At 74.0% G+C, this 14,310-nt stretch carries 11 protein-coding genes; 10 read left to right on the plus strand and 1 reads right to left on the minus strand.

Features of this window, described 5'->3' with window-relative positions; all coding sequences use genetic code 11:
* The first annotated feature begins 37 nt into the window (after positions 1-37).
* From mnmA to AB0B20_RS01030, 4 genes are read left to right on the plus strand one after another with little or no spacing between them, the layout of a single operon-like run.
* Entirely contained in the window at positions 38-1,114 is a 1,077-nt protein-coding gene (mnmA, locus tag AB0B20_RS01015; RefSeq protein ID WP_357467078.1) for a tRNA 2-thiouridine(34) synthase MnmA, read from the plus strand.
* A 30-nt stretch (positions 1,115-1,144) separates the two neighbouring features.
* Positions 1,145-2,149, plus strand: coding sequence for a methionine synthase (locus AB0B20_RS01020; RefSeq protein WP_357467081.1), 1,005 nt, complete (start codon positions 1,145-1,147; stop codon positions 2,147-2,149).
* Positions 2,150-2,186: 37 nt separating this feature from the next.
* On the plus strand, positions 2,187-2,555 hold the full coding sequence (locus tag AB0B20_RS01025) for a VOC family protein (protein WP_210898758.1): 369 nt from the start codon (positions 2,187-2,189) through the stop codon (positions 2,553-2,555).
* A gap of 26 nt (positions 2,556-2,581) precedes the next feature.
* Entirely contained in the window at positions 2,582-3,619 is a 1,038-nt protein-coding gene (locus tag AB0B20_RS01030) for an ADP-ribosylglycohydrolase family protein (protein ID WP_357388243.1), read from the plus strand.
* A 123-nt stretch (positions 3,620-3,742) separates the two neighbouring features.
* On the opposite strand, the gene AB0B20_RS01035 is transcribed toward AB0B20_RS01030, so the two are convergent.
* Positions 3,743-4,369, minus strand: a complete 627-nt coding sequence (locus AB0B20_RS01035; protein ID WP_357467086.1) for a type II toxin-antitoxin system PemK/MazF family toxin — start codon at positions 4,367-4,369, stop codon at positions 3,743-3,745.
* Positions 4,370-4,552: 183 nt separating this feature from the next.
* Here AB0B20_RS01035 and ligA point away from each other — a divergent pair, with 183 nt between their 5' ends.
* The 6 genes from ligA (at position 4,553) to gatB (ending at position 14,302) form a co-directional block, all read left to right on the plus strand.
* Positions 4,553-6,706, plus strand: coding sequence for an NAD-dependent DNA ligase LigA (gene ligA, locus AB0B20_RS01040; protein ID WP_357467089.1), 2,154 nt, complete (start codon positions 4,553-4,555; stop codon positions 6,704-6,706).
* A 151-nt stretch (positions 6,707-6,857) separates the two neighbouring features.
* Positions 6,858-9,434 carry an EAL domain-containing protein gene (locus AB0B20_RS01045; protein ID WP_357388237.1) on the plus strand — a complete coding sequence of 859 codons (2,577 nt, stop codon included), beginning with the start codon at positions 6,858-6,860 and terminating at the stop codon, positions 9,432-9,434.
* 106 nt (positions 9,435-9,540) lie between these two features.
* Positions 9,541-9,846, plus strand: a complete 306-nt coding sequence (gene gatC, locus AB0B20_RS01050; protein ID WP_013284468.1) for an Asp-tRNA(Asn)/Glu-tRNA(Gln) amidotransferase subunit GatC — start codon at positions 9,541-9,543, stop codon at positions 9,844-9,846.
* Positions 9,847-9,869: 23 nt separating this feature from the next.
* Positions 9,870-11,345 carry an Asp-tRNA(Asn)/Glu-tRNA(Gln) amidotransferase subunit GatA gene (gene gatA, locus AB0B20_RS01055; RefSeq protein ID WP_357467561.1) on the plus strand — a complete coding sequence of 492 codons (1,476 nt, stop codon included), beginning with the start codon at positions 9,870-9,872 and terminating at the stop codon, positions 11,343-11,345.
* A gap of 193 nt (positions 11,346-11,538) precedes the next feature.
* Positions 11,539-12,687, plus strand: a complete 1,149-nt coding sequence (locus AB0B20_RS01060) for a putative Ig domain-containing protein (RefSeq protein ID WP_357467094.1) — start codon at positions 11,539-11,541, stop codon at positions 12,685-12,687.
* A 121-nt stretch (positions 12,688-12,808) separates the two neighbouring features.
* A complete protein-coding gene (gene gatB / locus AB0B20_RS01065; protein ID WP_357467097.1) occupies positions 12,809-14,302 on the plus strand; it encodes an Asp-tRNA(Asn)/Glu-tRNA(Gln) amidotransferase subunit GatB in 1,494 nt (497 codons plus the stop codon).
* Positions 14,303-14,310 lie beyond the last annotated feature (8 nt).

A 14,310-nucleotide genomic window follows, 5' to 3' on the forward strand; every position in this document is an offset into this window, starting at 1 on the left:
CCCGGATACGCTCGGTGAGGACGAGGGGAGTGGGCCGGTGAGGGTTCTGGCGGCGATGTCGGGCGGGGTGGACTCCGCCGTCGCGGCGGCACGGGCGGTGGAGGCCGGGCACGACGTGACGGGCGTGCACCTGGCGCTGGCCCGCAACCCGCAGACGTACCGCACCGGCGCCCGGGGCTGTTGCACGCTTGAGGACTCCCGGGACGCCCGGCGGGCCGCCGACGTGCTCGGCATCCCGTTCTACGTCTGGGACATGGCCGACCGGTTCCACGAGGACGTGGTGGACGACTTCGTGGCCGAGTACGCCGCCGGGCGTACCCCGAATCCCTGCCTGCGCTGCAACGAGAAGATCAAGTTCGCAGCGGTGCTGGACCGGGCGGTCGCCCTGGGCTTCGACGCGGTGGTGACCGGCCACCACGCCCGGCTCGGCCCGGACGGCCTGCTGCGGCGCAGCGTCGACCTCGCCAAGGACCAGTCGTACGTGCTGGCGGTGCTGACCCGCGCGCAGCTCGACCGGTCGATCTTCCCGCTCGGCGACTCGACGAAGGCCGACGTGCGCGCGGAGGCCGCCCGGCGCGGCCTCGCCGTGGCCGGCAAGCCCGACTCGCACGACATCTGCTTCATCGCCGACGGCGACACCCGAGGCTTCCTCGCCGAGCGCCTCGGCGAGGCCCCGGGGCAGGTGGTGGACGCGCTCACCGGCGCGGTGGTGGGCAGCCACAGCGGCGCCTACCAGTACACCGTCGGGCAGCGGCGCGGGCTGCACCTGGACCGCCCGGCGCCGGACGGCCGGCCGCGCTACGTCCTGTCGATCACCCCGACCACGAACACGGTGACGGTCGGCCCGGCCGAGGCGCTGGAGGTCTCCGACGTGCGCGCCGTCCGCCCGGTGTGGACCGGCGGGCCGCGCCCGGAGGGGCCGGTCGAGTGCGAGGTGCAGCTGCGGGCCCACGGCGACGTGGTGCCGGCCGCCGTCGAGGTGGACGCCGACGGCCTGCGCGCGTCGCTGCGCCGCCCGGTCCGGGGTGTCGCCGCCGGTCAGGCGATCGTGGCCTACCGGCCGGACCCGGCCGGCGACGTGGTGCTCGGCTCCGCCACCATCACCGCTGCCTGACCGGCGACGGGCAGCGGATAGGCTGCGGCGGTGACTGAGCAGGCGTGGCCCTGGCCCACCGGTGCGGCGACGGGGATCGGGTCGCTGCCCGGCACCGACATCGCCGAGGCGCAGCGCATCGTGCTCGGCGAGCTGCCCGCCCTCCCGCACCTGCCCGAGCTGCCCGCCCGGGGGCCGGGCGCGGACCTCGTCGGCCGCACCGCCGGCCTGCTGGTCGAACTGCCTGTCGAGTTGTACGCGGCCCGCTGGCGGATCGCCCCGCGCCCCGGCCGGGATCTGCGCCGCGCCCGCGACCTGATGGAACGCGATCTCGACCAGCTCGCCGAGCAGGCCGAGGAGTACGCCGGCCCGGTGAAGGTCCAGGCCGCCGGCCCGTTCACCCTGGCCGCCGCGCTGGAGCTGCCGATCGGTGGCCGGATGCTGCGCGACCCGGGCGCGGTACGCGACCTCGCGGGCTCACTCGGTGAAGGGCTGCGCGGGCACGTCGAGGCGGTGACCCGGCGGCTGCCGCGCGCCTCGGTGCTGCTCCAGCTCGACGAGCCGTCCCTGCCGTCGGTGCTGGCCGGCCGGGTGCCCACCGAGAGCGGCTTCGGCACCCACCGCCCGGTCGAGACGGAGGTGGCTCGGGCGCTGCTGCGTGACGTGATCGAGGCGGCCGGCGTACCCGCGCTCGTGCACTGCTGCGCGCCGGACGTGCCGTTGGAGCTGATCCGCTCCGCCGGGGCGGTGGGCGTCGCCCTCGACCTGTCGCTGGTCACCCAGATCGACCCGCTCGGCGAGGCGATCGACGCCGGGCTCGGGCTGCTGGCCGGCGCCGCGCCGACGCTGCCGCCGCCGTCCGGCCGGGCGCCGACGTCGGCCGAGGTCGCCGACCGGGTCCGCCGGGTCTGGGACCAGCTCGGCTTCCCCCGCCGCCGGCTGGCCGAGCAGGTGGTGGTCACCCCCGCGTGCGGCCTGGCCGGTGCCACCCCGGGGTACGCCCGCGCGGTGCTGACCGCCTGCCGCGACGCGGGCCGGCGTCTCGCCGAGGACTGACGTTTTTCCGTCGTACCCGCCGGGCACGATGACCGGCATGATTGGACGACTGCGTTCCACAGTGATCGACTGCCCCGATCCGCGTGCGCTCGCCGCCTTCTACGCCGAGCTGCTCGGCCTGCCCGTGGTGGAGGAGAACTCCGACGGCGACGAGTGGGTGGTGCTCGGCGGCCCGCCCGGGCACCAACCGCGGGTGGCCTTCCAGAAGGCGCCCGGCCTGCGCGCCCCCGACTGGCCCGACCCGGCCCGGCCGCAGCAGCTCCACCTGGACGTGACTGTCGACGACATCGAGGCGGCCGAGAAGGCGGCGCTGGCGCTGGGCGCGCGGCGGCTGCCCGGCGAGGGGGAGGGCTTCCGGGTCTACGCCGACCCGGCCGGCCACCCGTTCTGCCTCTGCTGGGACTGATCTTCCGCGACTTGCGCGGCGGAGGCATGATCACCGGCGTGACCGCCTCCACCGCCACCGGCCGCGCCGCCGGTTCGCTGTTCGGCCTGGCCTACGGCGACGCCCTGGGCAAGCCCACCGAGTTCCTCACCGTCACCGAGATCGTCCGGCGCTACGGTCCGGCCGGTCCGCGCGAGCTGACCGGCGATCCGGCCCTGGTCACCGACGACACCCAGATGGCGTTGGCCGTGGCGTGGGCGCTGCACGACGCGCCCGCGTACACGGCCGGGGCGGTGGAGCCGCTGCTGCGGCAGCGCTTCGTCGACTGGTCGGTCAGCCCGGAGAACAACCGTGCCCCCGGCATGACCTGCCTGCGGGCCTGCGCCGAACTGGCCCGGGGCACCCGCTGGCAGGAGGCCACCGTGGCGGGCTCGAAGGGCTGCGGTGCGAACATGCGTGTCACCCCGGTCGGGCTGCTCGACGTCGACCTGGACACCATGGCCGGGCTGGCCCAGCTCCAGGCCGGTCTCACCCACGGCCACCCGACCGGGCTGGCGGCCAGCGAGCTGACCGCGTACGCGGTCCGGCTGCTGCGCGACGGCGCGGCGCTGCCGGAGCTGCCGGGCCTGCTCACCGAGCGGGCCCGGGAGCAGCGCACCGTCTACCGGGACGACTGGCTCGGTGACCTGTGGCAGCGGTCCGGCGAGAGCAGCGCGGCCGGGTTCGTCGCCCAGGGCTGGGACGACTGCCTGCACGTGCTGGGCCGGCTGGAGGCGGCGCTGGCCCGCCCGGACGACGGCGGCGACCCGTGCCGGTTCACCGGCGAGGGCTGGATCGCCGAGGAGGCGCTGGCCACCGCGCTGCTCTGCGCGCTGCGCCACAGCGACGACCCGGTCGGCGCGCTGGCCCGGGGCGCCACCACCGCCGGTGACTCGGACTCCATCGCCGCACTGGCCGGCGCGTTCGTCGGGGCCGCGTACGGCACGGCCGCCTGGCCTGCCGGATGGGCCGGCCGGATCGAGTACGCGGGCCAGCTCACCGCGCTCGCCGCCGCGTTCGAGGGGGATACGCCCGGCGCGGGGTGACACGGCGGCGATCGGGGGGATCGCCCGCGTGGCGCGCAACCGGTCCGGGTTCCGGCAGTCGTCGACCGACACGGCGGTTTGCCCGGGTTCGTCGCGGGTGCGGCCGGGCCGGGGGCGGCTCGCTCAGCCGGTGAGGTGGCTCAGCCGGCGCACACCCCGCCACAGGTCCGGGTCGCAGGTGCCGGCCCGGTCGGCGAACGCGTCGAGCGGCACCGGGATCGGCTCGCTGACGTCGAGGAAGCTGTCGTGGTCGGCGTCCGGATCCCAGTCCCGGGTCGGGATCGGCAGGTGGTCGTCCCGATCCGACTTGTCCTGGCTGGTGATCTTCAATACCTCGGCGTCCCCGCCGTCGACCCGCAGCACCAGGCAGGGGCGCACCTTCGAGCCGGTCCCGTCGGCGTAGGGCACGTCGGCCCACCAGATCTCCCCGGGCCGGGGCTCGTCCCGGTCCGCCCGCCCGGCCGCACGTGGCCGCGGCGGCGCCGCGGTGCGGTCACCACGTGACCCGGCGCCGGCCCGGTCGCCGCGACGCGCGCCGCCGGGCCGTCCACCACCGGGCCGGTCGGTGCCGGTCCGACCGCCGCCCGGTCCGCCGGTCCGGCTGCCACGACCGGTGCCCGGCCGCCGCCCGTCGGACCGGCCACGTGTCCCGGCGGCGCGTTCGGCCGCCCGGCGGCGCCACTCGTTCCACAACCAGCCCGCCGCGACACAGGCCACGATCACCAGCGCCCAGATCACCCCGTCGCGCATCCGCCGCCCGCCTCCCGACCGTTGCCGCCCAGTGCCGCCGACGCGATCGTCGCACGCCGGGGGCCGCCCCGCCCGGGTGGCGCGACGCGTGCCGGTCCGCCCTGCTCGGCGCGGGTGGCCGGACGACTGTCAGTCCCGACCGCTACGGTTCTCGGGTAGCACCGACACGGGAGGTCGACAGCGGTGTCCGAAGGCGGCGGCGTGTCCGAAGAAGTGGTTCCCACAGCGGCCGACGCGGCCCAGGAGGCGGCGGCGGGGGCCGAGCCGACCCCGGCCGCGCGGGAGCGGCACGCCACGCTCAGCCAGGAGCTGACCGAGCACCAATACCGCTACTACGTGCTGGACGCGCCGACCATCACCGACGCGGAGTTCGACAGGCAGCTGCGGGAGCTGGAGGCGCTGGAGGCGGAATACCCGGCGCTGCGCACCCCCGACTCGCCCACCCAGCGGGTCGGCGGCACCTTCTCCACCGACTTCACCCCGGTCGCGCACGCCGAGCGGATGCTCTCGCTCGACAACGCCTTCGCCGACGAGGAGCTGGCCGCCTGGGCCGACCGGGTCGAGCGCGACGCGGGCGGCCCGGTGCCCTACCTGTGTGAGCTGAAGGTTGACGGGCTCGCCATCAACCTGACCTACGAGAAGGGCCGGCTGGTCCGCGCCGCCACCCGGGGCGACGGCCGCACCGGCGAGGACGTCACCGCCAACGTGCGCAGCATCAAGGGCGTGCCGGCCCGGCTGACCCCGGCCGACGGCTTCCCCGACGTGCCGGAGTTCCTGGAGGTGCGCGGCGAGATCTACTTCCCGGTGGCCGCGTTCGCCGACCTGAACGCGAGCCTGGTCGAGCAGGGCAAGGCGCCGTTCGCCAACCCGCGCAACGCCGCCGCCGGCAGCCTGCGGCAGAAGGACCCACGGGTGACCGCCTCCCGCCCGCTGCGCCTGGTGGTGCACGGCATCGGCGCCCGCACCGGCTACCGCCCGGCCGCGCAGTCCGAGTCGTACGCGGCGCTCAAGGCGTGGGGACTGCCCACCAGTGACAGGTGGAAGGTGGTGGACGACCTGGCCGGAGTGGCGGAATACATCGCCTACTACGGCAAGCACCGGCACGACGTCGAGCACGAGATCGACGGCGTGGTGGTCAAGGTCGACCCGGTCTCCATCCAGGGCCGTCTCGGCTCGACCAGCCGGGCGCCCCGCTGGGCGATCGCCTTCAAATACCCGCCCGAGGAGGTCAACACCAAGCTGCTCGACATCGACGTCAACGTCGGGCGCACCGGCCGGGTCACCCCGTTCGCCGTCCTCGAACCGGTCCGGGTGGCCGGTTCCACTGTCGCGCTGGCGACCCTGCACAACGCCCGTGAGGTCGAGCGCAAGGGCGTGCTCATCGGCGACACGGTGGTGCTGCGCAAGGCCGGCGACGTGATCCCCGAGGTGCTCGGCCCGGTGGTCGAGCTGCGTCCGGCCGACGCCCGCCCGTTCGTCATGCCGACCACCTGCCCGGCCTGCGGCACACCGCTCGCGCCGGCCAAGGAGAGCGACGTCGACATCCGCTGCCCCAACGGGCGGGCCTGCCCCGGCCAGATTCGCGAGCGGGTCTTCTACCTGGCCAGCCGCAAGGTGCTCGACATCGAGGTGCTCGGCGAGAAGGGCGCGGCGGCGCTGCTGGACGCCGAGATCATTACCAACGAGGGCGACCTGTTCCAGCTCGACGCCGAGCAGTTGAGCCGGTCGCCGTTCTTCGTCAACAAGGACGGCAGCCTCGGCAGCAACGCCACCAAACTGCTCGACAACCTCGCCGAGGCCAAGGAACGCGACCTGTGGCGGGTGCTGGTGGCGCTCTCCATCCGGCACGTCGGCCCGACCGCCGCGCAGGCGCTCGCCCGGCACTTCCGCTCCATCGCGGCGATCGAGACCGCGGGCGAGGAGGAACTGTCCTCGGTGGACGGCGTCGGCCCGACGATCGCGGCCAGCCTGAAGGAGTGGTTCGCCGTCGACTGGCACCGCGAGGTGGTGCGCAAGTGGGCCGAGGCGGGCGTACGGATGGCCGAGGAGGCCGCCGACGAGGGTCCGCGACCGCTCGACGGCGTCACAGTGGTGGTCACCGGCACGTTGAGTGGGTTCAGTCGCGACCAGGCGGCCGAGGCGATCCAGGCCCGGGGCGGCAAGGTGACCGGCTCGGTCTCCAAGAAGACCGGTTTCGTGGTGGTCGGCGACAATCCCGGCTCCAAGGCAGACAAGGCCGCCACCCTGAAACTGCCGATCCTCGACGAGGACGGCTTCCGCGTTCTGCTCGACTCCGGCCCCGACGCCGCCCGCGAGGTGGCCCGGGTGGAGGGCTGACGGGCTGGTCACGGCGAACGCCGGCGGATACCAAGTTAATTACGACTACGACCGATTCGTGACTGTCGTGTCGGGGAAACCGCCTCGGAGGGCGTTTCATTGGCGTACGACGCGTGACGGCGCGCGCCAGGACGTTCCCCCGGGAGGTGCGATGGAGACCGGCGATCCGCGTAACTCCGTCCCGCCCGGGCGGAGCGGGCCGTTCTTCGGCTTCGTCGGCGCGATCGGCGCGGTCGCCCTACTGGTGTCGGCCGTGCCGCTCGTCAGGCTCGCCGACCGGCTGACCGAGCTGCCGGCGGCCTTCTGGACCATGGCGGCGCTCGCCGTCGCCTGCGACGCGCGCCCGTTCGTCCCGCCCGGCCGGCGGCAGACCTCGGCGGTGTTCCCGTCGACCTGCTTCACCTTCGCGATCCTGCTCGGCTGGGGCCTCGGTCCGGCCGTCGCGGTGCAGGCCGTGGCGGTCGCGGTCAGCGGCTGGCGGCTCGGGTACGCCCCCTGGCGCACCGGCTTCAACGCCGCCCAGTACGCGTGCGCGCTCGCCGCCGCGTACGCAGTCACCCGGCTCGGCCCGGGCGAGCTGTTCGACGACGGCGGGCTGCGCTGGACCGACGTGGCGGCGGTGGGTGGCGCGACGGTGGCCTGGTTCGTGGTCAACTACGGGCTGGTCAGCTCCGCGGTCCGGTTGCGCTTCGGGGACCGGTGGTGGCCGAGCTTCCGCAGCGGCCTTGCCTACGAGCTGCTGGCCACCGGTTCGCTGCTGCTGCTGGCCCCGGTCCTGGTGGCCGCCGCCCGGGCCAGCGCGGCGTTGATCCCGCTGGTGCTGGTGCCGCTGTTCGCGGTCTACCGGATGGCCCGGCTCTCCGACGAACGGGAACATCTCGCCGACGTGGACCCGCTCACCGGCCTGCCCAACCGCAAGGCGCTGCTGACCGAGGTGGCCGAGCAGGTGCACCTGCACGGCGAGCGGGCCGCCCGGGGCGCGCCGGACGCGCACCTGGCGCTGCTGCTGCTCGACCTCGACCGGTTCAAGCACGTGAACGACGCGCTCGGGCACGCGGTGGGAGACCGCCTCCTGGTCGAGGTGAGCGCCCGGCTGATGGGCGCGGTCGGCGGCGGCGACATGGTGGCGCGGCTCGGCGGCGACGAGTTCGCCATCGTGGTGCCCCGGCTCACCGACATCGACCAGGCGCGCGAGCGGGCCGACCGGGTGGTCGCCGCGCTCGCCGAGCCGGTGCCGCTGGACGGGCTGCCGCTGGACGTCGGCGGTGCCATCGGCATCGCGCTCTACCCCGACCACGGCGAGGACTTCGCGACCCTGATGCGCCACGCCGACGTGGCCATGTACGACGCGAAGCACCGCAACGACACGGTGGCGGTCTACGCGCCGGAGTCCGACCACAACTCGGCCGAGCGGCTGAGCCTGCTGGCCGACCTGCGGCGGGTGCTGGAGTCCGGCCCGTCCGCGTCGGCCGGGGAGACGGTGGGCGTACGCGGGGGTGATGGAGCGGCGCTGGAGCCGGCGCTGCCGGGCGCGCGACCGGCCCGGGCCGAGCGGCCGTCGCGCAACCAGCGCCCGGCGCGCGACGGAGGCCGGGGCGGCGGACGGGCGGGCGGGGGACGGTCCGGCGACGGGTCGAACCGGTGGCTGCGGCGCCGCCGGGACCGCGCGCAGGAGCGGCACGAGGACGACCTGATCGAGCGCATCCTCACCGGCGCCGACCCGATCCGCCGCCGGGCCGCTCCCGGTGGCGCCGCCGCCGGGCCGGTGGTCACGCCGTTCGTGGTCGGTGGCGGGGAAGCCACGCCGGACCGTGCCGACGGGACCGACGCCGCGCACGACGCGCAGGTGGCCGTCAGCACCGGTGCGCCGGGCGTCATCGGGCCGACCGCGGACGGGAGCGCCGCCGGCGGGCCGGAGGAGCAGGCCGGGCACCCGGGCGAGATCACCATGTACTACCAGCCACAGATCGCCATCGCCACCGGCGAGGTGGTGGGCGTCGAGGCGCTGCTGCGCTGGCGGCACCCGCGCCGGGGCATGGTCGACCCGGGCGAGCTGATCCAGGTCGCCGAGCAGAGCGCGGTGATGCGGCTGCTGACCCGCCGCGTGGTGGACGACGTGGTGGAGCAGCTCGCCAAGTGGTCGGCGGCCGGGCTCACGTTGCGTGCCGCGCTCAACGTCAGCGTCCGCGACCTGCACACCGGCGAGATCGCCGACCAGATCGCCGACCGGCTGACCCGGTACGGCGTGCCGCCGCAGCGGCTCCAGGTGGAGATCACCGAGGGCGCGCTGATGGCCGACCCACGGCGGGTGCTCGCCAGCATCACGCAGTTGCACCGGATCGGCGTCGGCATCGCGCTCGACGACTTCGGCACCGGCTACTCGTCGCTGCAACACCTGCGCCGGCTCCCGCTGTCCGAGGTGAAGGTGGACCGGTCGTTCGTCCTCGGAATGGCCGAGGACCCGGACGACGCGGCGATCGTCCGCTCGATGATCGAGCTGGCCGGGGCGCTCGGGCTGCGCGTGGTGGCCGAGGGCGTGGAGGACGAGCGCACCTGGCGGCTGCTGCACGCCGCCGGCTGCGACGTGGCGCAGGGCTGGTTCCACGCCCGGCCGATGCCGGCCGAGGACCTGGTGGCCTGGCTGTCCCGCTACCGTCCGGTGCGCCCGGCCGAGGCGGGCAGCCGTGGAGCTCCGGCGCCGGAGGGGGAGTCGAAGGCGTCGTCGTGACGGCGGGACAATAGACTCGCTCCGGTCACCGCGCGTCATCGAGCACGCCCGTACGCGCGGCCGGCCCACCGCCAGACGTCTCAGGACAGCCACGAAGGGGGCACCGATGGCCGCCATCTCCCGCGAGGAGGTCGCGCACCTCGCGCGACTGTCGCGGCTCGCCGTCACCGAGGAGGAGTTGGACACCTTCGCCGGCCAGCTGGATGTGATCCTCCAGTCGGTCGCGCAGGTCGGCGAGGTAGCCGCGGCGGACATCCCGCCGACGTCCCACTCCGTGCCGCTGACGAACGTGCTCCGCGAGGACGTGGTGCGGCCGGGCCTGACCCCGCAGGAGGCGCTGTCGGGCGCCCCCGACGCCGAGGAGCAGCGGTTCCGCGTCCCGCGGATCCTGGACGAGGATGTGGCCTCATGAGCGAGCGCAGCGGGAGTGCCGGCATGACCGACCTGACGAAGTTGAGCGCCGTCGAGATCGCCGGGCTGGTGGCGAGCGGCGAGACCTCCGCCGTCGAGGTCACCCGGGCGCACCTGGACCGGATCGGCGCCGTCGACGACCGGGTGCACGCGTTCCTGCACGTCGACACCGAGGGTGCGCTCGCCGCCGCGCGGTCGGTGGACGAGCGTCGCGCCGCCGGTGAGGAGCTGGGCCCGCTGGCCGGTGTGCCGGTCGCGGTGAAGGACGTGCTCACCACCAAGGGCGTGCCGACCACCGCCGGGTCGAAGATCCTGGAGGGCTGGCGCCCGCCGTACGATTCGACGATCGTCGAGCGGCTGCGCGCCGCCGGCACGGTGATGCTCGGCAAGACGAACATGGACGAGTTCGCGATGGGCTCCTCCACCGAATACTCGGCGTACGGGCCGACCCGTAACCCGTGGGACCTGGAGCGGATCCCGGGCGGCTCGGGCGGTGGCAGCGCGGCGGCGCTGGCCGCGTACGAGGCGCCGCTGTCGATCGGCTCGGACACCGGCGGCTCGATCCGCCAGCCCGGCGCGGTCACCGGCACCGTCGGCGCGAAGCCCACCTACGGCGGCACCTCCCGCTACGGCCTTGTGGCGTTCTCCTCGTCGCTGGACACCCCCGGCCCGTGCGCGCGTACCGTGCTCGACGCCGCGTTGCTGCACCAGGTGATCGGCGGTCACGACCCGCGCGACTCCACCTCGATCCCGGCACCGGTGCCGGACGTGGTGGCCGCGGCGCGGCTCGGCGCCACCGGCGACCTGACCGGCGTGAAGCTCGGCGTGGTCACCGAGTTCACCGGTGAGGGCGCGGAGCCGGGCGTGATGGCCGCGTTCCGCGACGCGGCCGAGGCGCTGGCGAAGCTGGGTGCGGAGATCGTCGAGGTCTCCTGCCCGCACTTCAAGTACGCGCTGCCGGCGTACTACCTGATCGCGCCGAGCGAGTGCTCCTCCAACCTGGCCCGGTTCGACGGCGTCCGGTTCGGCCTGCGGGTCGGCGACGACGGCAACCGGTCGCTGGAGGAGGTCATGTCGCTGACCCGCGAGGCCGGTTTCGGCCCCGAGGTCAAGCGCCGCATCATGATCGGCACGTACGCGCTCTCGTCGGGCTACTACGACGCCTACTACGGCCAGGCGCAGAAGGTCCGCACCCTGATCACGCGGGACTTCACCAGCGCGTTCGAGCAGGTCGACGCGCTGATCTCGCCGACCACGCCGTTCGTGGCGTTCCCGATCGGGTCGCGCACCGCCGACCCGTACCAGATGTACCTGGCCGACCTGTTCACCATCCCGACGAACCTGTACGGCGGCCCGGCCATCTCGGTGCCGTGCGGCCTGTCCGACGGGCTCCCGGTCGGCTTCCAGATCATGGCGCCGACCATGGCCGACGACCGGATGTACCGGGTCGCCGCCGCGCTGGAGAACGCCGTCGGCACGCTCACCCCGCCGACGCTCTAGAAACCGGGGGTACGGAGGCGGGCCACCCGCCTCCGTACCGACACGGTGATCACCGAACAGCGGATTGCCACCTGTCACTGGCACTGGTCGAATAGGATTCGAGGCTGCTGGATCGACTGGACTACGGTCCGCTGGCGGATGCGAGCGGCTCCGATCGAGACCTGGATGTGCGATGGGGACACTTCGCCCGGTCATGGCCCTGACGATGGCCGTCGCGCTGCTGCTGGGTGTCGCCCAGCCGGCCACCGCGCAACCGGTCACCGCCGCCACCGAGACCGTCACCATCACCTCGGGTAAGCCCCGGTCGGTCATGGTCATCGGGCAGGTCTACGCGATCCACACGGTCGAGGCGACAGGCGGGACCGCGCCGTACGTGTTGTCGGTGGTCTCGGGCAGCCTGCCGCCGGGGATGCTGGTGGTGGGTACGTCGCTCGGTGGCGCGCCGACCACAGTCGGCACGTACACGTTCACGCTGCGGATGACCGATCAGAACGACCTCTTCGACGAGCAGACGGCGACGATCGAGGTACGCCAGCCGAAGGTCGTCATCACGTCCGGCAAGCCCCGGTCTCCCATGTACCTCGGCCGGGTGTACGCGATCCACACGGTCGAGGCGACAGGCGGCGCCGCGCCGTACGGGTTGTCGGTGGTCTCGGGCAGCCTGCCGCCGGGGATGCTGGTGGTGGGTACGTCGCTCGGCGGTGCGCCGACCACAGCCGGCACGTACACGTTCACGCTGCGGATGACCGACAAGAACGGCCTCTTCGACGAGCAGGACGCCACCGTCGTCGTCGCCGTGGCGGCGACCGCCTTCACCTCCGGCGAACCGCCCGCCGCCACAGTCGGTAAGCACTACTCCTTCCGGTTCACCGCCGACGGCGACTCGGACATCGTGTTCGCCCTGGCCGCCGGGGCCCTGCCGGACGGCCTCACCCTCGACGAGAAGGGCCGGCTCAGCGGCACACCGGGCAGCGCCGGCACGTTCACCTTCACCGTCGCGGCGAAGGGGCACAGCACCAGCGCCACGAAGCAGGTGTCGCTGACCGTCGCCGCCCGCAACCCGGGCACCCCGACGGCGTCCCCGACCGGCTGGACGCCCGCCCCGACCGACCCGACGGCCACGCCGACCGCGAGCGATCCGGCCGCCACGCCGTCGGAGGGCAGCCCGGCGGCGCCCCAGCCGACGCCGTCACCGTCGAAGGCCAGTGGCACGTGGCTGCCGGCCACCGGGCCGGGTTCGCCGCTCGTGCTGCTGCTGTTGAGCGTCGTGGCCTTCTCCATCGGCGGCATCCTGCTCGTGCTGGCGTACAACCGTCGTCGGACCTTCACCCCACCCGAGTGACGCCCGGGCCGGGCCGGGGCGTCGGGGCGGTCCACGCGGTGATCTCGAAGCCCGGCAGCGGGGTGGCCGGGCCAGCCGATTAGGCTGGAACGGTTCTGTCCGGATCGCGCCTGGAGCTCAGATGACGACGACACTGCCCGCGTACGACGAGGTCGTCGCGCGCTTCGAACCGGTGATCGGCCTGGAGACCCACGTCGAGCTGGGCACGAACACCAAGATGTGGTGCGGCTGCCCGACCGACTTCGGTGGCGAGCCGAACACCCGGGTCTGCCCGGTCTGCCTGGGCCTGCCCGGCTCGCTGCCGGTGGCGAACAAGGCCGCCATCGAGGCGACCATCCGGATCGGGCTGGCGCTGAACTGCTCCATCGCCGAGTGGTGCCGGTTCGCCCGGAAGAACTACTTCTACCCGGACATGCCGAAGAACTTCCAGATCAGCCAGTACGACGAGCCGCTGTGCTTCGACGGCTACCTGGACGTCGAGGTGAACGGCGAGCTGGTCCGCATCGGCATCGAGCGGGTGCACCTGGAGGAGGACACCGGCAAGACGCTGCACGTCGGCGGCGCCACCGGTCGCATCCACGGCGCCACCGAGTCGCTCGTCGACTACAACCGGGCCGGCATCCCGCTGGTGGAGATCGTCACCAAGCCGATCCCCGGCACCGGCGCGCTCGCGCCCGAGGTCGCCCGCGCGTACGTCGCCGAGCTGCGCGACGTGATCCGCTCGCTCGGCGTCTCCGACGTGCGGATGGAGGAGGGCTCGCTGCGCTGCGACGTCAACACGTCGCTGAACCGCCCGGGCGAGGAGTGGGGCACCCGCACCGAGACGAAGAACGTCAACTCGCTGCGCTCGGTCGAGCGGGCGGTGCGCTCGGAGATGCTGCGCCAGGCGTCGGTGCTGGAGGCCGGCGGCCGGATCACGCAGGAGACCCGGCACTTCCACGAGGACACCGGCGACACCACGTCGGGCCGGTCCAAGGAGACCGCCACCGACTACCGGTACTTCCCGGAGCCGGACCTGGTGCCACTCGCCCCCGACACCGCGTGGGTGGCCGAGCTGAAGGCCGCCCTGCCGGAGCTGCCGCGCCTGCGCCGCAAGCGGATCCAGCAGGACTGGGGCCTGTCCGACCTCGACATGCAGTCGGTGGTGAACGCGGGCGCGGTGGAGCTGATCGAGGCGACTGTGGCTGCCGGCGCGACCCCTGCGGCGGCCCGTAAGTGGTGGCTGGGTGAGCTGTCCCGCCGCGCCAACGAGACCGGCGTGGAGCTGGCCGACGTGGGCGCCACCCCGGCTCAGGTCGCCGAGCTTCAGGGCCTTGTCGACGCGGGCAAGCTCAACGACAAGCTGGCCCGTACCGTGCTGGAGGGCGTGGTGGCCGGCGAGGGCTCGCCGACCGAGATCATGACCAACCGCAACCTGGAGGTCGTCTCGGACACCGGCGCGCTCACCGCCGCCGTGGACGAGGCGATCGCGGCCAACCCGGCCATCGCCGACAAGATCCGCAGCGGCAAGGTCGCGGCGGCCGGCGCGCTGGTCGGCGCGGTCATGAAGACCACGCGCGGCCAGGCGGACGCGAAGACCGTCCGCGAGCTGATCCTGGCGCGCCTCGGCGCCTGACGTGCAAG

This window comes from Micromonospora sp. NPDC049151 (assembly GCF_040648395.1).
In the GTDB taxonomy this organism is placed as follows: Bacteria; Actinomycetota; Actinomycetes; order Mycobacteriales; family Micromonosporaceae; genus Micromonospora.

Coding starts and splice junctions, on each gene's coding strand:
- AB0B20_RS01025 (WP_210898758.1), top strand. CDS start 2,187: ATGATTGGACGACTGCGTTCCACAGTGATCGACTGCCCCGATCCGCGT.
- AB0B20_RS01030 (WP_357388243.1), top strand. CDS start 2,582: ATGATCACCGGCGTGACCGCCTCCACCGCCACCGGCCGCGCCGCCGGT.
- AB0B20_RS01035 (WP_357467086.1), bottom strand. CDS start 4,369: ATGCGCGACGGGGTGATCTGGGCGCTGGTGATCGTGGCCTGTGTCGCG.
- AB0B20_RS01045 (WP_357388237.1), top strand. CDS start 6,858: ATGGAGACCGGCGATCCGCGTAACTCCGTCCCGCCCGGGCGGAGCGGG.
- gatC (WP_013284468.1), top strand. CDS start 9,541: ATGGCCGCCATCTCCCGCGAGGAGGTCGCGCACCTCGCGCGACTGTCG.
- gatA (WP_357467561.1), top strand. CDS start 9,870: ATGACCGACCTGACGAAGTTGAGCGCCGTCGAGATCGCCGGGCTGGTG.
- AB0B20_RS01060 (WP_357467094.1), top strand. CDS start 11,539: ATGGCCCTGACGATGGCCGTCGCGCTGCTGCTGGGTGTCGCCCAGCCG.
- gatB (WP_357467097.1), top strand. CDS start 12,809: ATGACGACGACACTGCCCGCGTACGACGAGGTCGTCGCGCGCTTCGAA.